General features: G+C 44.0%; 20 protein-coding genes, 5 tRNA genes and 2 pseudogenes. 24 read left to right on the top strand and 3 right to left on the bottom strand.

The genetic code is table 11. The annotated features are described in order from the left end of the window. Nucleotides 1-130 precede the first annotated feature (130 nt). Nucleotides 131-1,648, top strand: coding sequence for a glutamate--tRNA ligase (gene gltX, locus HPS56_RS09075; RefSeq protein ID WP_172275829.1), 1,518 nt, complete (start codon nucleotides 131-133; stop codon nucleotides 1,646-1,648). Nucleotides 1,649-1,660: 12 nt separating this feature from the next. Continuing rightward, complete coding sequence (locus HPS56_RS09070; protein ID WP_172275828.1) at nucleotides 1,661-2,890, top strand: 3-deoxy-D-manno-octulosonic acid transferase; 1,230 nt, start codon at nucleotides 1,661-1,663, stop codon at nucleotides 2,888-2,890. Between the two features lie 118 nt (nucleotides 2,891-3,008). Here the strand turns inward: HPS56_RS09070 and HPS56_RS09065 are convergent, their stop codons facing one another. Next, complete coding sequence (locus HPS56_RS09065; protein ID WP_172275827.1) at nucleotides 3,009-3,527, bottom strand: gamma carbonic anhydrase family protein; 519 nt, start codon at nucleotides 3,525-3,527, stop codon at nucleotides 3,009-3,011. A 225-nt stretch (nucleotides 3,528-3,752) separates the two neighbouring features. Between HPS56_RS09065 and HPS56_RS09060 the strand changes: the two genes are divergently transcribed. The 5 genes and pseudogenes from HPS56_RS09060 to HPS56_RS13370 form a co-directional block, all read left to right on the top strand. Then, nucleotides 3,753-4,124: a thioesterase family protein gene (locus HPS56_RS09060; RefSeq protein WP_172275826.1), complete on the top strand. Its 372-nt coding sequence runs from the start codon at nucleotides 3,753-3,755 to the stop codon at nucleotides 4,122-4,124. Between the two features lie 53 nt (nucleotides 4,125-4,177). Further along, entirely contained in the window at nucleotides 4,178-4,918 is a 741-nt protein-coding gene (locus HPS56_RS09055; RefSeq protein ID WP_172275825.1) for an energy transducer TonB, read from the top strand. 320 nt (nucleotides 4,919-5,238) lie between these two features. Further along, entirely contained in the window at nucleotides 5,239-5,649 is a 411-nt protein-coding gene (locus HPS56_RS09050; RefSeq protein WP_172275824.1) for an energy transducer TonB, read from the top strand. Beyond that, nucleotides 5,646-6,662, top strand: a pseudogene (locus HPS56_RS13375) (leucine-rich repeat domain-containing protein); the annotation flags it as partial. The gene HPS56_RS09050 and the pseudogene HPS56_RS13375, both read left to right, overlap by 4 nt. Before the next feature lie 219 nt (nucleotides 6,663-6,881). Then, nucleotides 6,882-7,196, top strand: a pseudogene (locus HPS56_RS13370) (energy transducer TonB); the annotation flags it as partial. Between the two features lie 81 nt (nucleotides 7,197-7,277). Here the strand turns inward: HPS56_RS13370 and HPS56_RS09040 are convergent. Continuing rightward, nucleotides 7,278-8,276 (bottom strand): malate dehydrogenase, encoded by a 999-nt coding sequence (locus tag HPS56_RS09040; protein ID WP_172275822.1) that lies wholly within the window; start codon nucleotides 8,274-8,276, stop codon nucleotides 7,278-7,280. A gap of 284 nt (nucleotides 8,277-8,560) precedes the next feature. On the opposite strand from HPS56_RS09040, the gene HPS56_RS09035 reads away from it, so the two are divergent. Continuing rightward, a complete protein-coding gene (locus tag HPS56_RS09035; RefSeq protein WP_172275821.1) occupies nucleotides 8,561-10,354 on the top strand; it encodes an aminopeptidase P family protein in 1,794 nt (597 codons plus the stop codon). Nucleotides 10,355-10,373: 19 nt separating this feature from the next. Here HPS56_RS09035 and HPS56_RS09030 read toward each other — a convergent pair whose 3' ends face one another. Continuing rightward, nucleotides 10,374-12,023, bottom strand: coding sequence for a family 43 glycosylhydrolase (locus HPS56_RS09030; RefSeq protein ID WP_172275820.1), 1,650 nt, complete (start codon nucleotides 12,021-12,023; stop codon nucleotides 10,374-10,376). Between the two features lie 677 nt (nucleotides 12,024-12,700). Here HPS56_RS09030 and rpsU point away from each other — a divergent pair. From rpsU to rpoB, 16 genes are all read left to right on the top strand, one after another. Next, the gene (gene rpsU, locus HPS56_RS09025; protein ID WP_172275819.1) at nucleotides 12,701-12,892 is read left to right on the top strand and encodes a 30S ribosomal protein S21; all 192 of its coding nucleotides are present in this window, start codon (nucleotides 12,701-12,703) and stop codon (nucleotides 12,890-12,892) included. A gap of 76 nt (nucleotides 12,893-12,968) precedes the next feature. After that, complete coding sequence (locus tag HPS56_RS09020; RefSeq protein ID WP_172275818.1) at nucleotides 12,969-13,853, top strand: tyrosine recombinase XerC; 885 nt, start codon at nucleotides 12,969-12,971, stop codon at nucleotides 13,851-13,853. A 24-nt stretch (nucleotides 13,854-13,877) separates the two neighbouring features. Then, nucleotides 13,878-14,177, top strand: a complete 300-nt coding sequence (hpf, locus tag HPS56_RS09015) for a ribosome hibernation-promoting factor, HPF/YfiA family (protein ID WP_172275817.1) — start codon at nucleotides 13,878-13,880, stop codon at nucleotides 14,175-14,177. Between the two features lie 99 nt (nucleotides 14,178-14,276). Further along, nucleotides 14,277-14,350: transfer RNA gene (locus HPS56_RS09010), tRNA-Thr, on the top strand. 17 nt (nucleotides 14,351-14,367) lie between these two features. Beyond that, nucleotides 14,368-14,449 (top strand) — tRNA-Tyr (locus HPS56_RS09005). A gap of 15 nt (nucleotides 14,450-14,464) precedes the next feature. Beyond that, nucleotides 14,465-14,537: transfer RNA gene (locus HPS56_RS09000), tRNA-Gly, on the top strand. Between the two features lie 8 nt (nucleotides 14,538-14,545). Further along, nucleotides 14,546-14,617, top strand: a tRNA-Thr gene (locus HPS56_RS08995). A gap of 50 nt (nucleotides 14,618-14,667) precedes the next feature. Beyond that, nucleotides 14,668-15,855 carry an elongation factor Tu gene (tuf, locus tag HPS56_RS08990; RefSeq protein WP_172275816.1) on the top strand — a complete coding sequence of 396 codons (1,188 nt, stop codon included), beginning with the start codon at nucleotides 14,668-14,670 and terminating at the stop codon, nucleotides 15,853-15,855. A 52-nt stretch (nucleotides 15,856-15,907) separates the two neighbouring features. Further along, a tRNA-Trp gene (locus HPS56_RS08985) sits at nucleotides 15,908-15,980 on the top strand. Nucleotides 15,981-15,995: 15 nt separating this feature from the next. After that, nucleotides 15,996-16,187 (top strand): preprotein translocase subunit SecE, encoded by a 192-nt coding sequence (gene secE, locus HPS56_RS08980; protein ID WP_172275815.1) that lies wholly within the window; start codon nucleotides 15,996-15,998, stop codon nucleotides 16,185-16,187. A 17-nt stretch (nucleotides 16,188-16,204) separates the two neighbouring features. Continuing rightward, nucleotides 16,205-16,750 carry a transcription termination/antitermination protein NusG gene (nusG, locus tag HPS56_RS08975; RefSeq protein WP_172275814.1) on the top strand — a complete coding sequence of 182 codons (546 nt, stop codon included), beginning with the start codon at nucleotides 16,205-16,207 and terminating at the stop codon, nucleotides 16,748-16,750. Between the two features lie 84 nt (nucleotides 16,751-16,834). Beyond that, complete coding sequence (rplK, locus tag HPS56_RS08970; protein ID WP_172275813.1) at nucleotides 16,835-17,275, top strand: 50S ribosomal protein L11; 441 nt, start codon at nucleotides 16,835-16,837, stop codon at nucleotides 17,273-17,275. 21 nt (nucleotides 17,276-17,296) lie between these two features. After that, on the top strand, nucleotides 17,297-17,989 hold the full coding sequence (gene rplA / locus HPS56_RS08965; RefSeq protein WP_172275812.1) for a 50S ribosomal protein L1: 693 nt from the start codon (nucleotides 17,297-17,299) through the stop codon (nucleotides 17,987-17,989). A 20-nt stretch (nucleotides 17,990-18,009) separates the two neighbouring features. Next, a complete protein-coding gene (rplJ, locus tag HPS56_RS08960; RefSeq protein WP_172275811.1) occupies nucleotides 18,010-18,528 on the top strand; it encodes a 50S ribosomal protein L10 in 519 nt (172 codons plus the stop codon). A 66-nt stretch (nucleotides 18,529-18,594) separates the two neighbouring features. Further along, the gene (rplL, locus tag HPS56_RS08955) at nucleotides 18,595-18,975 is read left to right on the top strand and encodes a 50S ribosomal protein L7/L12 (RefSeq protein WP_172275810.1); all 381 of its coding nucleotides are present in this window, start codon (nucleotides 18,595-18,597) and stop codon (nucleotides 18,973-18,975) included. A gap of 125 nt (nucleotides 18,976-19,100) precedes the next feature. Further along, nucleotides 19,101-22,913, top strand: a complete 3,813-nt coding sequence (gene rpoB, locus HPS56_RS08950) for a DNA-directed RNA polymerase subunit beta (protein ID WP_172275809.1) — start codon at nucleotides 19,101-19,103, stop codon at nucleotides 22,911-22,913. Nucleotides 22,914-22,929 lie beyond the last annotated feature (16 nt).

The following is a 22,929-nucleotide window of genomic DNA, read 5'->3' as shown; positions in this document are numbered from 1 at the left end:
GCTTTTGTCTTATGTTTTTGCCTTTAAATATATCTGTGATATTATATAATAAGGAAAAGTTTCATAAAAGTCAAAAAAATATTGTAATTTTGCACAAAATCATTTGCTAACAGTAAGATTAAACATAGGAATGGCAGAAAGAAGAGTCAGGGTGCGTTTCGCACCAAGTCCTACAGGGGCATTGCATATAGGTGGTGTGCGTACCGCGCTTTATAATTATTTGTTTGCCCGTCAGCATGGAGGCGATCTTGTGTTTCGTATTGAGGATACGGACACAAACCGTTTTGTTCCGGGGGCGGAGGAATATATCATAGAGTCGTTCAAATGGCTTGGTATAAAGTTTGATGAAGGCGTGTCGTTCGGTGGCAATTATGGTCCTTATCGTCAGAGTGAACGCCGCGATATATATAAAAAATATGTGAAGCAGCTGCTTGATGCAGACAAGGCCTACATCGCTTTCGATACACCGGAGGAACTCGATGCCAAGCGTGCCGAGATACAGAATTTTCAGTATGACGCCCATACGCGTATGCAGATGCGCAATTCGCTGACATTGGACAAGACAGAGGTAGACAGGCTTGTGGCGGAAGGTAATCAATATGTGGTGAGATTCAAGATAGAGCCCGGAGAGACAGTGCATGTTGATGATATAATCCGCGGTGATGTGAGAATTATGAGCGATATTCTTGACGACAAGGTGTTGTATAAGAGTGCGGACGAGCTTCCCACTTATCATCTTGCAAATATTGTCGACGACCATCTGATGGAAATCTCGCATGTGATACGTGGCGAGGAATGGTTGCCGAGCGCTCCGCTTCATGTACTTCTTTATAAGGCTTTCGGCTGGGAAGACACAATGCCTCGTTTTGCTCATTTGCCGTTATTGCTCAAGCCGGAAGGTAAAGGTAAGCTGAGCAAGCGTGACGGTGACCGTCTCGGGTTTCCCGTATTTCCGTTGGAATGGCATGACCCAAAGACAGGTGAGGTCTCATCTGGATACCGTGAGAGCGGGTATTTTCCTGAGGCAGTCATTAATTTCCTTGCATTCTTAGGATGGAATCCCGGTACGGAGCGTGAGATATATAGCCTTGACGAGCTTGCTGGACTGTTTGATTTGAGTAAATGCAGCAAGTCGGGTGCACGTTTTGATTATCAGAAGGGAATATGGTTCAATCACGAATACATACTTGGCAAGAGCAACGAAGAGGTTGCGGAATTGTTTGCCCCCATAGTGCGTGAGCATTGTCCGGAGGAGACAATGGAGCGCATAGTGGCTGTGGTGTCGATGATGAAAGACCGTGTGAGTTTCGTTAATGAGCTTTGGCCTTTGTGCTCATTCTTCTTTGTAGCTCCTGATGCTTATGACGAGAAGACACGCAAGAAGCGTTGGAAGGAAGATTCTGCTCAGGCAATGACCGAACTTGTGGAAGTGCTCGAGGGCATTGAAGATTTCTCCGTTGACAGTCAGGAGAAAATTGTTGAGGAGTGGATACAACGGAAAGAATATAAGCTGGGTAATATAATGAATGCCTGGCGTCTTACTCTTGTTGGAGAAGGAAAGGGGCCCGGAATGTTTGACATATCTGCATTCCTTGGAAAAGAGGAAACTGTTTCCCGCATGAAACGCGCGATAGGTCAATTAGGATAGACATTATATATAATGTATAATTTAGCTATATACTTATACCTGTTGGGCGTAGCGATAGCCAGTCTGTTCAATAAGAAGGTGAAGAAGATGTGGCATGGGGAGCGCATGGCTTTCGAGGTGTTGCGTGAGAAGGTTGATCCGTGTGCGTCTTATGTGTGGTTCCACGCGGCGTCGCTTGGAGAGTTTGAACAAGGGCGTCCTTTGATGGAGCGTCTCCGCCGTAATCATCCTGAGTATAAGATTCTCCTTACTTTTTTCTCGCCTTCAGGCTATGAGGTGCAAAAGAATTACAACAGAGCGGACATTGTGTGTTATCTGCCGCTTGATACTCCGATAAATGCCATACGTTTTCTACGTCTGGTACGTCCGGTAATGGCATTTTTCATTAAATATGAGTTCTGGTATAATTATTTGCATATACTGAAACACCGTAATGTGCCGGTTTATAGTGTGTCAAGCATATTCCGTCCCGGACAGATATTCTTTCGTTGGTATGGCTTCGCATATCGCAGGGTGTTGCGGTGCTTCACCCATTTTTATGTTCAGAATGACGTGAGCAGAAATCTTCTTTCCGGTATTGGTATAAGTCAGGATATCGTGACTGTTACGGGCGATACCCGTTTTGACCGTGTACTTAAGATAAAGGAAATGTCAAAACAACTTCCGGTTGTCGATGCTTTCCGTAAAGGGCACAAGGTGTTTGTGGCAGGAAGCAGCTGGCCTTCGGATGAGGATATTTTCATAGAATACTTCCGTGACCATCCTGAGTGGCGTATGATAATAGCTCCCCACGTTGTCAGTGATGAGCATTTGCAGCAGATAATTGAAAAGATCGGAGCCGGCCGTAAGATTTTGCGATATACCGGTGCGACACCGGAGGATGCCATGGATGCAGATTGCCTTATCATTGACTGTTACGGCTTGTTGTCAAGCATATATCATTATGGCGATGTAGCCTATGTCGGAGGAGGCTTTGGTGTAGGGATCCACAATGTGCTTGAGGCTGCCGTATGGGGGATGCCGGTTGTTTTCGGTCCTAATAATGCCAATTTTCAGGAAGCCCAGGGACTGAAAGGCAGTGGCGGAGGATTTGATTTCTCAACTTATGGAGAATTTGAGGAAATAATGCACCGTCTTGTCTCGGATGAGGCATGGCTTGAGAAGTGCGGGCGTGATGCGGGAGACTATGTTAAAAGTAAGGCAGGAGCTACGGATATAATATTCTCCAATGTAAAGCTTTAGTGTTATAAAAGGTCCGGTCTCTGTAAGCACGGTGGCATTTATATAATGGAACGGCCATGGGGTATATATTACTTAATATTCCTCATGGCCGTTCTGTTTTTATTCAGACTAAGATATATCAGTCTTTCTTATCTTCTTCAAGATACCATTTAGAATATTCGATGTAGTGGTTTGCAAAGCTTTCTGCCTGATCAGGGCGGGTTTTCTTTATGAACTTTGCCGGAACGCCTCCCCAAATCTCGTGTTCGCCTATTTCCGTGCCTTGCAATACCAACGCACCGGCGGCAACAACAGCGCCTTTGCCTACAACACATTTGTCGAGCAGGGTGGCCCCCATGCCGATTAACGCACCGTCTTTTATTGTGCAGGCATGTACGGTGGCGTTGTGCCCTATGCTGACATTGTTTCCTATGACTGTCGGTCCGGTGGTGTTTGTTACGTGTACGCATGCACCGTCCTGAACGTTCACTCCATTGCCCATCGTGATAGGGGCGACATCGCCCCTGACTACAGCGTTAAACCATATAGAGCATTCGTTGCCCATAGTAACCTCACCTACAATGGTGGCGTTTTCGCTGAAGTAGCATTCTTTGCCCCATTTCGGGGTAAGACCCTTGATTGATTTTATAAGTGCCATTGTGTTTTGTTATATCTGTTTTATGCAAAAGTAATATAAACTTCCGAGAAATACCATGCCAATGGTGCAAAACTTACATAAGAAGTTGTTTTAGCTGTTTGTATGCAATTCCCTACCGGTTCTATACCGTGGTTTTTCTTAACTGGATGTAAATAAACATCAGTGATGTTCTTGTTTTTTGAAATAATTGTATAAATTTGCCATGGAAAAATAATTATATATAATATGATAAAGACAGGACTTACATATACTGTTAGATTGGTTGTAAATGAAACAAACACGGCGATGGCCTTAGGTTCGGGAGACTTGCCTGTTTTTGCCACTCCGGCCATGGTGGCGATGATGGAGAAAGCAGCGATGCTTGCTGTTGCGGATTCGTTGCCGGTTGGCAGTACGACTGTGGGCGGGCATATTGAGACTTCGCACATTAAACCCTCACCGGCAGGGGCCGAAGTGACGGCTACGGCTACTCTTGACAAAGTGGATGAGCGCAGGCTCTATTTTCGTCTGGAGGCACGTCAGGGTGAAATGATTATCGGTAAGGGTACGCATTTGCGCTTTATTGTAGATCGCAACGGTTTTATGGCCGGTATCTGAGAAATCTTTATAAAGCGAAAGGGTAATGTAGATATAATATAAAATGTTTGAATATGAAAAGAATATTGCTGCTGTTGGCGTTCATGCCTATGTTTGTATTTGCACAGAATGCTACTGAGGCACAGAAGAAAAACGCTTTAGGCACAGATGTGCAGAGTCCGATGTTCCCTGGTGGTGCAGATGCTATGAGGGAGTATTTCTCAAAGAATACGAAATATCCGGAGGAAGCGAGAAGTAATGGTGTTCAAGGTCGTGTGATTATAGATTTCATTGTTGGTGTAGACGGTTCCGTGAAGGATATTAATGTTGTCAGGCATATAGCTCCTGCTCTTGACGAAGAGGCTGTGCGTGTAGTGAAAGCCATGCCTAAGTGGATTCCGGCAAAGAAGGATGGTAAGCACGTAGAGGTGAAGATGACTCTTCCTGTAGTGTTCCGTCTGCCTGAAAAGTCTGGAACGACGGCAGAGAAAAAGCCCAAAATATTTTCAAATCCGGAAAAGCTCGCTTCATTTCCAGGTGGGAAGGAGGCTTTAATGAATTATTTGGCAGAGAACGTGAAGTATCCCGCTGCAGCAGAAAAACAAGGCATAAAGGGACGGGTTGTCGTAAGTTTTGCTATTGGTGTCGATGGTTCTGTTACGGAGGCAAAAGTGTTGAAATCTGTAAATCCGCTGCTTGACGAAGAGGCTGTGCGCGTAGTGGAAGCCATGCCCAAATGGATTCCTGCAAAATTGAACGGAAAACCGGTGGAGGTAAAATATTCTGTACCTATAACGTTTGACTTTGCTAAATGACGGTAAAACGTCTGTAAAAGTATCGGGACGGTTATGAGGCGGTGGAAATGCAACGTTGTTTTTTGACATTTCCACCGCCTTATGGCTTTCTGTATATTTAGAATCCAATTAGTCTGAATTGGTCTTGGGTTTTGGTTTATGACCGGTTGGTAGGATAAGATTTGTCTCAATGTTTGAGACTGTTTGTGCTTTTTACAGTTGTAAAAACAAAATAGTAATATCTTTTGTGTAATTTTGCATTTATTAAGATTATGATTGTGGGCAATCTTCTTATGACTTGCTTTTTGTAATGATTACTTATAGATAAATATCAGATACTTATGCAAAAGATTTTAGTGTTATTGTTGATGTCATTAATGTCATCAATCGTGTGTGTCGGTCAGAATAATATTTCCGATAAAGTTTATGACTCAGTAGAGCGGATGCCTTCTTTTCCTGGAGGTGATAATGCAATGTATCAATTCTTTGACAAGAATATAAGATATCCGTCAGAGGCAGAAAAGCAGCAAGTCGGTGGAAGTGTTACCGTTGAGTTTGTTGTTGAGCGTGACGGAAAGATTAGCAATGCCCGTGTTGTAAATTCTGTCAGTCCGTTGTTGAACAAAGAGGCTGTAAGAGTCGTGAAAAGTATGCCACGATGGAATCCGGGCAAGCATAAAGGTGTTGCGGTCAGAGTCAAGAAGAGTGTTATGGTGTTCTTTATATTTAAAAAAACAGATAATAAAAAATGATTAAAATGAATAAGTTTATACTTGTTGCTGTATTTGGAATTGTATGTATCGGAACAGCCGCCCAGACATTCAAATATAAGGGTCTTGTCTATAATGTAATAGACGAAAGTAAAAAGGAGGTGGAAGTAGCACACCAGAATCCATCATTCTTTGATGACTTGAAAGAAAATATAGTTATTCCGGCAGAAGTAAAATATAAAAAAGAAACGTATAAGGTGACTCAAATAGGGGATGCGGCATTTTGTCATAAGGTTTTAAATGGAGATGATGCTATATCAACTCTTATTCGGGATGGAGCTTTTAAATTAAATACAGGCAACAGGCTTGTTCTTCAGAAAGGTTTTTGCAGGCTTGTTCTTCCTGAGGGTTTGGAGAGAATAGGTAAAAACGCTTTTGCTAATTTTACAAATCTTAAGAGTATAAATATCCCCTCTTCTTTACATTATATTGATAATAATGCTTTTTATGGCTGTGTATCATTGGAAGAAATTGTTCTTCCTGCCGGTTTGGAGATTCTTGGCATAAAAGCATTCTATAATTGTAGAAGTTTGAGGAATATAAATATACCGGAGACAGTTAGGAATATAATGGGACAATGTTTCCGTGGGTGTCTGTCTTTAGAAGAGATAAAACTTCCCGATGGTATAGATAGAATAGGCCCCGGAGTATTTTATGGTTGTGAAAAGTTGTCGCGTATAAGTATACCAATGTCAGTGAAAGATATTTCGGGTGAATGTTTCCGTGGGTGTCTGTCTTTAGAAGAGATAAATCTTCCTAATGGTATAGATAGGATAGGGCCCGGAGCATTTTATGACTGTAAAGCACTTCGTGTATTAACATGGCCGGATAGTTTGAGAATAATAGACGGACATGCGTTTGAGAATTGTAATAGTTTAGAGAAAATACCGATACCTTCAAAAGTGGAGTATATTGGTGAATATGCATTTAGCGGTTGTGAGAATCTGGTGTCTGTTAAGATTCCCGGTGATGCGCAAATTGACAGTACTGCTTTTCTTGGCTGTTTAGAAATGGAAGTAGAGGATGAGGTTACGAGGGAGATATTGAGTGGGATATTGAGTATGAATCAAAAAATAAAGGCTGAAAAGGAAAAACAAGAGGTTGAATACTCAAGTAAATTGGAAGAAAATTATCAAGAGTATTGGGAAACTGAATACAAACGGCGGTTGGCAGAAGCTAAAAAAATAAAACAGGAAAATGAAAATAAAAATGTGAAAATCTTTAATGTTGTTGACGTAATGCCTTCGTTTCCCGGTGGTGACGCCGCTTTGATGCAATATCTTCAGAAAAACATCAAGTATCCTGTTGTTGCAGAAGAGAAAGGTGTGCAGGGACGTGTTCTTGTGGCATTCGTTGTTGAGTGTGATGGCTATCTTACAGACATAAAGATTGAGAAATCCGTAGAACCGTCTCTTGACAAGGAAGCTCGGCGTGTGGTACGTTCCATGCCAAGATGGGTTCCCGGGTTTCAGAACGGCTCTCCTGTCCGTGTGAAATTCACAGTTCCTGTAACATTCAGACTTCTGTAAAGCTTGACTGGAAGTAATAAAAATAGGCTGTCATATAGATGTGCTCTGTATGACAGCCTGTTCTATTTCGTAATCGGAAAATTACAAGTTAGGGTTAATTTCATTCCACTTCTCCACTTCCGGTACGATGTTCAGTGTGACGAGTTCATCGCGCATCTTGCAGAGGTGTGCATAGCTTGCATCGAGTGCCGCCATTTCATCGGCAGTGCCTTGTGGCATCTTGTATGTGCATCCGTTTTCATCGAGTGTGGTGTCCATAGCCATCATGATGTTCTGATACTTCTCTTTTTTAACGAATGTGCCTGCAGGCCAACGGAACTTCTCACCGCCCATAACCGAGCGTATCATCTCTACAGAGCAATAAGCCGGGCTCTGCCATGAAGAACGTCCGCGGAGCTCGATAATCTTTGCACCGCCCTTTGTTACGTCCTGCTGGAGCTGCTTCCAGTCTGCCTCGGAAAATTCCGGTGTGCCGATAAGGTCGTTCAGAGGCTTGCCGGCCACTTTCACTGCGCTGCCGAACACTGCCATCTGCTCGCCGTGGCCGCCGTATGTAGCACAGCCTGTCACCTCGTACTGCTTTACACCGAACTTCTTGGCGAGTGCGCTCTGCAGACGTGTAGAGTCGAGTGCGGCAAGAGTCGTGACCTGTGAAGGTTTCAAACCGGAGTACAGCAATGTTACCAGACCGGTAAGGTCAGCGGGGTTGAAGATGACAACAACATGCTTTACGTCGGGGCAGTAGGCTTTGATGTTCTTGCCCAACTCTTCCGCAATCTTGCAGTTGCCGGCAAGAAGGTCCTCACGTGTCATGCCTGCCTTGCGTGGAGCACCGCCTGAAGATATGATGTACTTTGCATCTTTGAATGCCTCGGCAACGTCAGTAGTGGCAGTGAGGTTTACACCGTCATATCCACAGTGGAACATTTCTTCCATAACACCTTCCATGCCCGGAGCATAAACGTCATAGAGACATACGTTAGGAGTAAGCTTCATTGTGAGAGCTGTCTGTACCATTGTAGAACCGATGGCGCCGCCGGCACCGACGATAACAAGTTTGTCGTTAGTTAAAAATGCCATAATTGTTTATTTAATTAAAATGTTATAATAATTCGTATTACTATCGTATATAGCACCGCAAAGTTAGCAAAAAAACAGCTATTGCGGCATAAACGGTTCTCTTTTATTTGTTATTAATTATAAAAAGACATGTCTTTGTAAGGTGGGAATAACAAATATGGGTGAATTTAAAATATTTTATTATTCCGGTATATCGTTTTTACGGATTTTTATTTGTAATATTGCATTTCACTGTCTGTGTCTGAGTATACAGGCAAATGTTTGTTTCATATAATATATTATTAATGATGAAGACTGTAAATGAACGTATATCCGCATTGCGGAATGTTATGAGAAAAGAAGGGCTGGATGCCTTTATCTTCCCGAGCACAGACCCGCATAACGGTGAGTATGTGCCGTCTCATTGGAAGGGACGTGAGTTTATAAGCGGTTTCAACGGTTCTGCAGGAACAGCAGTCGTTACTTTGGATGAGGCTGCCTTGTGGACAGACTCAAGATACTTCATTGCGGCCGCCGGGCAACTTGCCGGAACGGAATTCGTACTGATGAAATACGGGTTGGACACCACGCCTTCAATTACAGAATGGCTTGGACGAAAACTGGCTGTCAGCGGAGGAACCGTTGTGGGGATAGACGGTATGGTTAATTCCGTTTCGGTGGCGGAGACCCTTATAGGTGAGTTGCGTATGCAGGGCGGTATAACAGTGCGCACAAATTTCGACCCCCTTGATGTGATATGGACAGATCGTCCGCCTGTTCCTGAGGATAAGGTGGAGATTCATCCCCTTGAGTATGCCGGTGAGACAACTGATGCAAAACTTGCCGGAATACGGAAGGAACTGAAAAGGCTTCATGCCGGAGGCATACTTGTTTCTGCCCTTGACGATGTGGCGTGGATATTGAACCTGCGTGGTAACGATGTACATTGCAATCCTGTGTTTGTGTCTTATTTGCTTATAGATGGTGACAGGACAACATTATTCGTAGACGATAAAAAGCTTACGGACGAAGTGCGCGACTATCTGAAAAGCTATGACGTGGATCTGAGACCTTATGATGACGTTGCCGGCAGAATGGATAAATACAGTTCCTACAGCATTCTGATAGATGCAGACGAGACAAGCTATGCTTTATATAAAAGAATAGAGAGACGTTGCAAGGTGGTGTTCGGTAAGAGTCCTGTCCCATCGATGAAGGCGGTGAAAAATGCTTCGGAGATTGCCGGTTTCAGGCGTGCCATGCTCCGTGACGGTGTGGCGATGGTAAAATTCCTCAGGTGGCTGTTGCCGGCGGTAGGAGCCGGTGGGCAGACAGAATTGTCTGTAGGAAAGAAGCTTGACTCTCTACGGGCCGGTCAGGAACAGTTCCGTGACATTTCTTTTGATTCCATTGTAGGATACGAACATCACGGAGCCATTGTTCATTATGAAGCGACGGAAGAGACTGACATTCCTTTGTCGTCAAAAGGACTGTTGCTTATCGATAGCGGTGGCCAGTATCGTGACGGTACTACAGATATCACGCGTACAATAGCTCTTGGTACGGTTACGGAAGAGCAACGTCATGTCTACACATTGGTCTTGAAGGGACATATACGGTTGGAAATGGCAAAGTTTCCATGCGGTGCCTCGGGGACACAAATTGACGCCCTGGCCCGTCTTCCATTATGGCGTGAAGGGTTCAACTATCTGCATGGGACCGGTCATGGCGTGGGGTCGTATTTGAACGTGCACGAAGGTCCGCATCAGATACGTATGGAATGGAGGCCTGCCCCGCTTGTACCTGGCATGACCGTCACCGACGAGCCTGGAATATATATTGACGGAAAGTTCGGTGTACGTATAGAAAACACACTTCTTGTGACAGATTACATGCATACAGCTTTTGGACGATTTCTGCAGTTTGAACCTCTCACACTTTGTCCTATAGACAAGTCGCCTATAGACAGGGGGTTGCTCGATGAGGATGAAGTCTGCTGGCTTAACGGTTACCACCGTATGGTGCGTGACCGGCTTATGCCTTTTCTTGACGATGATGCCGACAGGGCATGGCTTGAAGCCGCCTGTTCGGAATTGTGATGAATGGAGTATGGTGGCATCAGTGCCTCATGATGAGTTCCACATCGTCTATGAGGCACTGTGCACCGCCCTGTCCTTTTGCTTCGAAACCTATTTCAATTTGTCCTCCTGAGACGGTTATGTCCTGCATCTTGATTTTTTCCCAATTTCCCGATTTTGTCTTTATTCTATATATCTTGGTCTTTCCGTTGCTTCTTGCGTACATTATAAGTTTGTCAAAGCTGCCTGTTCTGCATGCTTTGGCACTCAGGGTATATTTGCCGTCCGGAAGCGGAAGCGTGGAGGACGAAGTTATTGTCTGTGATACACGGCGTTTGAAAGGTTCCGTGTCGGTGATACACAGACTTTTCTCTCCAATTACGAACTTACGGTCGCTTTGGGTGTTGAAATAGTTCAGTCGCGGTGACAGACTGTCTTCCACAGAAGTCTTGCGGCCTTCTATAAACTCGGTTTTCCATCCAAGCAGAAATTCCTGACGCGGTTTTACGGGATTGGGTATCCTCCGTCTGTCGGCCTCGAAACTGCCGTTGAGTACGTAATTGTTGTCTTTGTTTATTTTCCATTCACCGGTTTTTGCATTAAGTGACCATGATGAGACAGAATTGAATACCGGTTTACCGTTACGGTCGAACGATAATGGTACCCATTGGTTGTAACCTATGCCGTTTCCTGCGAAGCATGACCATCTGTCACCGCAATATATTACGGTTTCCTCTTTCGTGCCGCGGACGGTATAGAAAAATCCGGTTTGCGATACGTGCGCATAATCATTCTCGCATCCGCTCATTACCTGCATGTTGTTTACTGGGGTGTAAGGACCTTTGATATTGTCGGCCATCAGGTAATAGGCGTATGAGCCGTCCCATCCGTAGATGTTTGAAGCGCACATATAATACTTCCCCTTATATTTGAACATGCAGTTTCCTTCGCGGCTTTCTCCCTTGAAAATCTGCTGGCAGTCAATAAGGTCTATTGTGTCATTCTTTATGCCTATTTCGGATATGTATATCTTGTTGCGCCCTCTGCCGTATGAATATATAAGGTATGAACGGTTGGTGTCTTCATCTGTGAATACCGTCTGATCGCCGGTGTTGGGTGTGCCGATGGTGGATGTCATGTCCTTTTTCCAAAACCATCTGAATTGTCCGTTGGGTGTATCGCATGTGGTGAACAGCACTCCGCTTCCGCATTGTACAATCAATGCGTATTTTTGTTTTTCGGGTATGAATGCCACTCCAAGTCTTCCGACCCATGACACTCTTTCGTGCAGTGCAATCTCGTTGCGTGTGAGTACGTCTCCTTCGTATTTCCAGTCCGTGAGGTTGTCGGAACTGTAGCATGTGACACCGTCGAATACCGCATGCTCGACTGTTACGGCAGGATCGGTCCGGTATTCCACAGACCCTTTATAACGTACTCCATACCAATAATATCTTTTCTGTCCTGTATCAGGGTCTGTGAATTTGAATATTCCGCCTCCATGACTATATAGCGGTTGTCCGTCGGACGTGTTCCAGAAAGTGTCGTTGTGTATTGTGCCGAATTCACCGGATGTCGTTCCTGTGCCGGTGGCCCCTGTGTATGATGTGATAAAAATAAGTGCAGCCTGCACCAATACGGTTTTTAGTCTGTATGTCTGCTTGTCGCAGAAAATCTTTTTAATGCTCATTGTATAGTAGATTGATGTTTTGTGCAAAATTATTGCTTTTGTTATGATATGCAGGGCGGATTTCACGAGTTTAATCTTTATTAATCATTTTGTGCAATCTTTAAGGGTCGGATTATGGGCTTGCTTTTATATGGAAAGCCGACCGGTTATTTGTGATTTCGGACCGTATGTATCAGCTTCGCATTATAAAATTATGAAGATTTATGCTGTGGCGTCATTGCCGTTCGCACCGCTTGCAGATTGGGAATGGCGATTTTACTAACTCCATAAGCCATGGATGCGAAAGGCAGACAGCAAATGTTAAAAGTGTACGTAGGCTACATACACTCTGTATTTGGCCTACATACACTGTGTATGTAGCCTACGTACACTCTGTATTTTGCCCAAATACACTTTTTACATTTGCCGTTCGTCTGTCATTGCCAGCTTTCGTTCGTCTCTGTTTTATAATGTTTATAATGATATGTTTCTTCGTGTTGTTTTTTAATGCCTTAGGATTTATTCCTTAAATTATTCCATCAGTCCGCTGTATATTATAATCCTTGTATTTATAGAAAAAGCAAAAAAAACAGCTAAAAACTTGTGTCATTGGTAAATAAGGTGTATCTTTGCAGCCGCAAATCGTGGCTCTATGCCCGAATAACAAGTTTAATTTAAAATTTAAAATCAAAAAACAAATGATTATTGTACCGGTAAAGGAAGGCGAGAACATTGAAAAGGCCCTCAAGAAGTTTAAGAGAAAATTCGAAAAGACAGGTGTTGTTAAAGAGCTCCGTGCACGTCAGCAGTTTGACAAGCCTTCTGTACTGAAGAGACTTAAGATGGAACACGCCGTTTACGTACAGAAAATGCGCGCTACAGAGGAATAAAATTCCTTAATTTTTTTGCGGTTTGAATTTTATTTCGTAAATTCGTTGCCGAAATATAATATGTGGTGCAACGTTTATGATGATAGGACAGTTTTTGGAATATTTGCGCTATGAGCGGAATAAGTCCGTGCTGACGGTGCAGAATTACGGTGAAGACCTTTTGCGGTTTGAACTGTTCTTTAAAAAGCTGGATGATCATCTCTCTTGGGAGTCGGTGGACTCTGATGTTATCCGTGAATGGGTTGACAGTATGATGGATAAGGGGAACTCTGCGTCTTCAATCTGTAGAAGACTGAGCGCGTTGCGCACCTTTTTCCGCTTTGCTCTGTTGAAAGGATTGGTGAAGTCGGACCCGACAAGGTTTGTCAAGAATCCGAAGACCGAGCGTCCTCTTCCGCAGTTCCTGAAAGAAAAGGAGATTGAAAAACTGCTGGACGGGGAAAAGATATGGGACAACACCTTTGACGGTGTGCGTGACCGTACTGTCATAATGACATTTTATGAAACGGGTATCCGTCTGTCCGAGCTGATATCGTTGGATGATGTCTCGGTGGATTTCGGCAGAAATCTGATAAAGGTTACGGGCAAGAGAAACAAACAGCGCATAGTCCCTTTTGGCGAAGGACTTGCCGGAACGCTCCGGAGATACATTTCGCTGAGGGATGAGGTCGTTGATAAACGTTGCAATGCTCTTTTTCTTTCGGATAAAGGCCTGCGGTTGACAAAAGGACAAATACAATATATGGTCAGACGTCACCTCGGTATGGTCTCTACGTTGAAAAAACGGTCTCCACATGTGATAAGGCATACATTTGCCACGTCATTATTAAATAATGGTGCGGATATAAAAAGTATAAAGGAGCTTCTTGGGCACGAAAGTGTTGTGACAACGGAAATTTACGCCCATGTTACGTTTGAGGAGCTTAAGCGGATTTATAAACACGCCCATCCCCGGGCATAACCTTATTAAAAATAGGAGGTAACTATGGAAATTAAAATTCAGTCAATTCATTTTGACGCTACGGAAAAATTGCAGGCGTTTATTGAAAAGAAAACCGCCAAGTTGGAAAGGTCGTTTGAAGATATAAAGAAAGTAGAGGTGCTATTGAAGGTAGTGAAGCCCGCGACAGCACAAAATAAGGAGGTAAGTCTTACCGTGACGGTTCCCGGAAGCACGTTGTTCGTTGAAAAGGTAAGTGACACGTTTGAGGAGGCTACCGACTTGTGTGTTGACTCTATGAGGGCACAGCTGCAGAAATTTAAAGAAAAAACAAGGAATTATTAAAAAAAACTTGGAAAAGTTTTGGAGATTAAAAAATAATGCTTAACTTTGCAGCCGTTTTCAGGAACGTCGTAAAACAATAAAGATTACGGCTGTGAAGATGCCTCTTTAGCTCAGTTGGCCAGAGCACGTGATTTGTAATCTCGGGGTCGTTGGTTCGAATCCGACAAGAGGCTCAAGAAGAGTTAAAACAGGGTGGTTACCAGAGTGGCCAAATGGGGCAGACTGTAAATCTGCTGGCGATGCCTTCGGTGGTTCGAATCCATCACCACCCACACTACAAGGATTTTGCGGAAATAGCTCAGTTGATAGAGCACTAGCCTTCCAAGCTGGGGGTCGCGGGTTTGAGCCCCGTTTTCCGCTCTAACCTTGCTGTTATAGCTCAGTGGTAGAGCACTTCCTTGGTAAGGAAGAGGTCCTGAGTTCAACTCTCAGTAACAGCTCTAAAACTATTTAATCAGATTATTCATTAAAATAAATAAACAATAAAGCTATGGCTAAAGAAAGTTTTGTGCGTACCAAACCGCACGTAAATATCGGAACCATTGGTCACGTTGACCACGGTAAGACTACTTTGACTGCTGCTATCACAACTGTTTTGGCAAAGAACGGTCTTTCTGAGGTTAAGTCTTTCGATCAGATTGATAATGCTCCTGAGGAAAAAGAGCGCGGTATCACTATCAATACTTCTCACGTAGAGTATGAGACAGCTAACCGTCACTATGCTCACGTTGACTGCCCGGGACACGCTGACTATGTAAAGAACATGGTTACCGGTGCTGCTCAGATGGATGGCGCTATTATCGTTGTTGCCGCAACTGATGGTCCTATGCCTCAGACACGTGAGCACGTGTTGCTCGCTCGTCAGGTAAACGTTCCGAAACTGGTTGTGTTCCTGAACAAGTGCGATATGGTTGAGGATGAGGAAATGCTCGAACTCGTAGAGATGGAAATGCGTGAGCTTCTTGATCAGTACGAGTATGATGGCGACAATACTCCTATCATTCGCGGTTCTGCTCTTGGCGCACTTAACGGTGTCGCAAAGTGGGAGGAGAAAGTAATGGAGCTTATGGCACAGGTAGACGAGTGGATTCCACTGCCTCCGCGTGATACAGATAAGCCTTTCTTGATGCCTGTTGAGGACGTGTTCTCAATCACTGGTCGTGGTACTGTTGCTACTGGTCGTATCGAAACTGGTGTTATTCATGTAGGTGACGAGGTTGAGCTTCTCGGTCTTGGCGAGGATAAGAAGTCTGTCGTAACAGGTGTTGAAATGTTCCGCAAGCTTCTTGACGAAGGTCAGGCCGGTGATAACGTAGGTCTGTTGCTCCGTGGTATCGATAAGGCAGAAATCAAGCGTGGTATGGTTCTTTGCCATCCGGGTCAGATTAAGCCGTTCAAGAAGTTCAAGGCTCAGATTTATGTACTGAAGAAAGAAGAGGGTGGTCGTCATACTCCGTTCGGTAACAAGTATCGTCCTCAGTTCTATCTCCGTACTATGGACTGTACAGGTGAAATCACTCTGCCGGAGGGTGTAGAAATGGTAATGCCTGGTGATAACGTAACAATCACTGTTGAGCTTATCTACGCTGTTGCTCTGAACGTAGGTCTTCGTTTCGCTATCCGTGAAGGTGGACGTACAGTTGGTGCAGGTCAGATTACAGAAATCATCGAAGATTAATATTAATCGAGATAAATATGGATGGTTCCCGCTAATACCGGGAACCTCTTTTACGGGATTAGCTCAGTTGGTAGAGCACTGGTCTCCAAAACCAGGTGTCGGGAGTTCGAGCCTCTCATCCCGTGCTAAAAAAGAAACGTATGTTTAAGAAATTCATAAACTATTGCAAGACATGTTACGATGAACTTGCGCATAATACCACTTGGCCAGCCCGTGCCGAACTTACACAGAGTGCAGTGGTTGTTTTATCTGCTTCCCTTATCATTGCATTGGTTGTGTGGGTAATGGATTTGGTTTTCAAGTTTGTTATGAGTTCTATATATCCTAATTAATCGCTTTTAGTTTTAAAATGTCTCAATCAGGAATGAAATGGTATGTATTGCGTGCCGTTAGTGGAAAGGAAGCAAAGGTTAAGGAATATCTTGATGCAGCAATAAAGCACGATCCTGTGCTTTCTGCTAACGTCGGGCAGGTTCTTTTGCCTACTGAAAAGTATGCTATGCTCCGCAACGGAAAACGCGTAATCAAAGAGAAATTGTTTCTTCCGGGTTATGTGCTCGTAGAGGCGAATCTCCAAGGTGAAGTCGCGCATACGTTGCGTTTTATGCCTAATGTGTTGGGATTCTTGGGCGGTTTGGATAATCCTACTCCGGTTAAACAGGCTGATGTAAACCGTATCCTGGGTAATGCCGAAGAAACGGCTGTGGAGAATATTGAGGTAAATGTTCCCTACAGTGTGGATGAAACGGTAAAGGTTACGGAAGGACCTTTTAGCGGCTTTAGCGGTGTCATCGAAGAGGTGAATGCTGAAAAGCGTAAGCTGAAGGTTATGGTTAAGATTTTCGGACGTAAAACTCCGTTGGAACTTGGTTTTATGCAAGTTGAAAAAGAATAGGCATATTTTGTTACGGTATGGTTGTTCTTTTTTAAGGTCGGATGTTTCCGGCTTATACGCAATTAATTAATTATTAATAAAGAAATGGCTAAAGAAGTTGCTGGATTAATCAAATTACAGATTAAAGGTGGCGCTGCGAATCCTTCACCTCCAGTAGGACCTGCACTTGGTTCTAAAGGTATAAACATTATGGGATTCTGCAAGGAGTTCAACGCCAGAACCCAAGATAAGGCAGGTAAGATTCTTCCTGTTGTTATCACCTACTACACCGATAAGTCATTCAGCTTTATAATCAAGACTCCTCCTGCAGCAGTACAGCTGAAGGAAGCGGCAAAGATTAAAAGTGGTTCAGCGCAGCCTAACCGTAATAAAGTCGCTTCTGTAACTTGGGAGCAGGTTAGAGCTATTGCGGAAGATAAGATGAACGACTTGAATTGCTTTACTGTAGAGTCGGCAATGAAGCTGATTGCAGGAACGGCAAGAAGTATGGGTATCACTGTAAATGGGGAATTCCCTGGTAAATAATTAATAACTTCAATTACGAAAATGAGTAAACTGACAAAAAATCAAAAGTTGGTAGCTGATAAGGTTGAAGCAGGGAAAGCATACTCTTTGAATGAAGCAGCAGAATTGGTAAAGGAAATTACCACAACTAAGTTTGATGCTTCACTTGATATCGATGTACGCTTGGGCGTTGACCCGCGTAAAGCTAATCAGATGGTTCGTGGCGTTGTTTCACTGCCAAACGGAACAGGTAAGGTTACGCGAGTATTGTGTCTCTGTACACCGGACGCAGAAGCTGCTGCAAAAGAAGCAGGTGCCGACTATGTTGGTCTTGATGAATATATCGAGAAAATAAAAGGCGGTTGGACAGATATTGATGTCATCATCACAATGCCGTCATGCATGGGCAAAATCGGACCTCTCGGACGTGTTCTCGGTCCTCGTGGATTGATGCCTAATCCTAAGAGCGGTACTGTGACTATGGATGTTGCCAAGGCTGTTAAGGAAGTAAAGCAGGGTAAGATAGACTTTAAAGTAGACAAGGCCGGTATCGTACATGCTTCCATTGGAAAGGTAAGTTTCACTCCGGAGCAGATATGTCAGAATGCGAAAGAGTTTATACAGACCGTTATAAAATTGAAGCCTGCTGCCGCTAAGGGTACTTATATAAAGAGTATCTTTATTTCAAGCACTATGAGTAAGGGTATCAAGGTAGATCCTAAATCAGTTGAATAACTCGTTAAAAGTTTAGTAAAATGAAAAAGGAATTAAAAGATACTATTATCGTAGAGTTAGGTGAGAAACTGAAGCAATATCCTCATTTCTATCTGGTAGACCTTACCGGATTGAATGCAGAGAAGACCAGTGCTCTCCGTGCAAAGTGTTTCAAAAAAGAGATTAAGCTTCTTGTTGTAAAGAATACCCTTCTTCATAGAGCATTGGAGGCTTCGGAAATCAATTATGAACCACTTTATGATTGCTTGAAAGGTTCAACGGCTGTTATGTTTACAAATACGGCTAATGTACCTGCCAAACTGCTTAAGGAATATACAAAAGAGGGTATTCCGGCATTGAAAGCTGCATACGCAGAGGAAAGTTTCTTTGTCGGAGCTGATAAACTTGAGGAGTTGGCTTCTCTAAAGAGCAAGAACGAACTTATTGCAGATGTTGTGGCATTGCTGCAGTCGCCTGCAAAGAATGTTGTCTCTGCTCTCCAGTCAGGAGCGAACACTATACATGGTGTGCTGAAGACTTTAGGCGAGCGTCCTGAATAATAGGCTTACGGCCTTTATATAAAGTCATTAAATTCAACATTAAAAAACAATAAAATAATAATAAAAATGGCAGATATTAAAGCTATTGCTGAAGAATTAGTAAATCTTACAGTTAAGGAAGTAAACGAGTTGGCAACAGTCCTGAAGGACGAGTATGGAATTGAGCCCGCTGCTGCAGCTGTTGCTGTTGCTGCTGGTCCTGCTGCTGGTGGCGCTGCTGCCGAGGCAGAGGAGAAGACATCTTTCGACGTAGTTTTGAAAGAGGCCGGTGCTGCTAAATTGCAGGTTGTAAAGGCAGTTAAAGAGGCTTGTGGTCTTGGTTTGAAAGAGGCTAAGGACCTTGTTGACGGTGCTCCTTCTACTTTGAAGGAAGGTCTTTCTAAGGACGAGGCTGAGAACTTGAAGAAGACTATCGAGGCTGCTGGTGCCGTAGTTGAGCTTAAGTAATAAAGCATACTGAAAATAGTATATGGTTAAGAACCTCTAAGTAGGAGGTTCTTAACCTTTTTGTGTCTTTTATAGGCCCGTTTTGCAAAATAGGACTTATTTGTCCCAAAAGATAATCATTTTTTATGGCTTCAAAATTAGTTGATAACAGAGTATACTTTGGCAGCGTCAAGAATCCGATGCCGTTTCCGGATTTCCTGGATGTGCAATTAAAGTCTTTCAAGGACTTTTTACAGTTAGACACCCCACCTGAAGAACGCAAGAATGACGGTTTGTATAAGGTTTTTGCTGAGAATTTCCCTATCACCGATACGCGTAATAATTTTGTTCTTGAGTTCTTGGATTACTATATTGATCCTCCGCGTTATTCTATTGACGAATGTCTTGAGCGTGGACTTACATATAGCGTACCTCTTAAGGCCAAACTTAAACTGTATTGCACGGATCCGGATCATGAGGATTTTGGAACAGTGATTCAGGATGTGTTCCTTGGCCCGATTCCATACATGACGACCAACGGTACTTTCGTCATTAATGGTGCAGAGCGTGTTGTCGTATCACAGTTGCATCGTTCACCGGGTGTCTTTTTCGGTCAGAGCACACATGCTAACGGAACTCTTCTTTATTCTGCGCGCATCATTCCGTTTAAGGGCTCATGGATAGAGTTTGCCACAGACATCAATAATGTGATGTATGCGTATATCGACCGTAAAAAGAAGTTACCTGTTACGACTCTTCTTCGTGCCATAGGATATGAGACGGATAAGGATATCCTGCAGATTTTTGATTTGGCTGAGGAGTTGAAGGTAAATAAGACAAATCTCAGGAAAGCCATTGGAAGCAAGCTCGCGGCACGTGTGCTGAAGAGTTGGAATGAGGATTTTGTTGATGAGGATACCGGTGAGGTGGTTTCTATCGAGCGTAATGAGGTCATTATGGAACGCGAGACAGAGATTACAGAAGATAATATGGAGGAAATCCTTGAGAGCGGTGCCCAGACAATTCTTGTTCATAAAAACGAGTCTGTTGCCCAGGAGTTTTCAATCATATTCAATACTCTGCAGAAAGACCAGAGCAATTCGGAGAAAGAGGCTGTCCTTTACATTTACAGGCAGTTGCGTAATGCGGATCCTGCTGATGATGCGAGTGCACGTGAGGTTATTCAGAATCTGTTCTTCTCCGATAAGCGTTACGATTTGGGCGATGTAGGCCGTTATCGTATAAATAAGAAGTTGGGTCTTGACACTGATATGGACATCAGGGTGCTCACAAAAGAAGACATAATTGAGATTATCAAGTATCTTATACAGTTGATTAACTCGAAAGCTACGGTTGACGATATCGACCACCTGTCCAACAGGCGTGTGCGTACTGTAGGTGAGCAGCTCAGCAATCAGTTCTCGATAGGCTTGGCGCGTATGAGCCGTACTATTCGCGAACGTATGAATGTTCGTGACAATGAGGTGTTTACACCTACGGACCTGATAAATGCAAAAACTATTTCCAGCGTTATCAACTCTTTCTTCGGAACGAATCCGTTGTCACAGTTCATGGATCAGACCAACCCGTTGGCTGAAGTCACACATAAGCGCCGTCTTTCGGCTTTGGGTCCTGGAGGTCTTTCACGTGAGCGTGCTGGCTTTGAGGTGCGTGACGTGCATTATACCCATTACGGCCGTCTGTGTCCTATTGAAAGTCCTGAAGGTCCTAATATCGGACTTATTTCTTCTTTGTGTGTATATGCTAAGATTAATGAGCTTGGATTTATCCAGACACCATACCGTAAGGTTGAGAATGGCGTGGCCAACCTGAAGAATGAGGATATTGTATATCTTACTGCAGAGGAAGAGGAAGACCACATAATAGGTCAGGGCAATGCTCCTTTGAATGATGACGGAACATTCATCCGTTCTGTTGTCAAATGTCGTCAGGATGCCGATTTCCCTGTCGTTCCGCCGGAGCAGGTAGACCTTATGGATGTATCTCCTCAACAGATAGCATCTATAGCGGCCTCGCTTATCCCGTTCTTGGAGCATGATGATGCTCACCGTGCGTTGATGGGATCTAACATGATGCGTCAAGCCGTTCCTTTGCTTCATAATGAGGCTCCGATTGTCGGTACAGGTATTGAGAAGCAAGTTTGTGAGAACTCGCGCACGATGATTACGGCCGAGGGAGAGGGTGTCGTGGAATATGTTGATGCTACGACAATCCGTATTCTTTATGACCGTACGGAGGATGAAGAGTTTGTAAGTTTTGAACCGGCATTGAAAGAGTATTGCATACCTAAATTCCGTCGTACGAACCAGAATATGACCATCGACCTCCGTCCCATTTGCAATAAGGGACAGCGTGTGAAGAAGGGAGATATTCTCACTGAAGGCTATGCAACCGAGAATGGAGAGCTTGCTTTGGGACGTAACTTGCTTGTGGCATATATGCCATGGAAGGGTTATAACTATGAGGATGCCATTGTACTTAATGAGCGTATTGTTCGTGAAGACGTTCTTACTTCAGTTCATGTGGATGAGTATTCTCTTGACGTGCGTGAGACAAAGCGTGGAATGGAAGAGTTTACGAGTGATATTCCGAATGTAAGCGAGGAGGCGACAAAGGACCTTGATGACAACGGTATCATACGTGTAGGTGCGCGTGTCGAGCCAGGTGACATTCTGATCGGAAAGATTTCCCCTAAAGGTGAGAGCGATCCTTCTCCGGAGGAAAAACTTCTCAGGGCAATCTTCGGTGATAAGGCCGGAGACGTCAAGGATTCTTCACTTAAGGCAAATCCTTCACTTACCGGTGTCGTAATAGATAAAAAACTGTTTGCACGTGCTATCAAGACACGTCAGACAAAACAGCAGGACAAGGCCATCCTTGCAAAAATCGATGAAGAATATGAGGTAAAGGTTGAAGATCTTAAAGATATTCTCATTGACAAGCTGCTTACTCTTACAGAGGACAAGGTTTCACAAGGTGTCAAGGATTACACCGGTGCGGAAATCATTACCCGCGGCAGCAAGTTCACAATGACAAACCTGAAGAATCTTGAATATGGTGATATACAGATAAGCCAGTGGACGGATGATGAGCATACAAACGACCTTATAGCGAAGTTGATTATCAACTTCATGAAGAAATATAAGCTGCTTGATGCAGAGATGAAGCGTAAGAAGTTTGCTATCACCATCGGTGACGAGCTTCCTTCCGGTATTCTGCAGATGGCAAAAGTGTATGTTGCAAAGAAGCGTAAGATAGGTGTAGGTGATAAGCTTGCCGGTCGTCACGGAAATAAAGGTATCGTTTCAAGGGTCGTCCGTCAGGAAGACATGCCGTTCCTTGCAGACGGCCGTCCAGTCGATTTGGTATTGAACCCTCTGGGTGTTCCTTCGCGTATGAATCTCGGACAGATATTCGAGGCTATTCTTGGTGCTGCAGGTAAGCGTCTTGGAGTTAAATTTGCCACTCCAATCTTTGACGGAGCGAAACTCGACGACTTGGCAGAGTGGACAGACAAGGCCGGTTTGCCGCATCTTTGTTCTACTCACCTTTATGATGGAGAGACCGGAGAGCGTTTTGACCAGCCTGCAACGGTAGGTATTACTTACTTCCTCAAATTGGGACACATGGTCGAGGATAAGATGCATGCACGTTCTATCGGCCCGTACTCTCTCATTACGCAGCAGCCTCTTGGAGGTAAGGCGCAGTTTGGCGGCCAGCGTTTCGGAGAAATGGAGGTTTGGGCACTTGAGGCATTCGGTGCAAGTCATGTGCTTCAGGAGATACTTACGGTCAAGTCCGATGATGTGGTAGGACGCAGCAAGGCTTACGAGGCAATTGTCAAGGGTGAGCCGATGCCTACACCTGGTATTCCTGAGTCGCTTAATGTACTCTTACATGAGTTGAAAGGACTCGGACTCAGTGTTAAACTCGACTAATAAAAGTAAACTCTTT

Source organism: Xylanibacter muris, assembly GCF_013166605.1.
In the GTDB taxonomy this organism is placed as follows: Bacteria; Bacteroidota; Bacteroidia; order Bacteroidales; family Bacteroidaceae; genus Prevotella; species Prevotella muris.
Note: the sequence above shows the minus strand (reverse complement) of the source record. Positions and strands in the feature narration are given on the sequence as shown.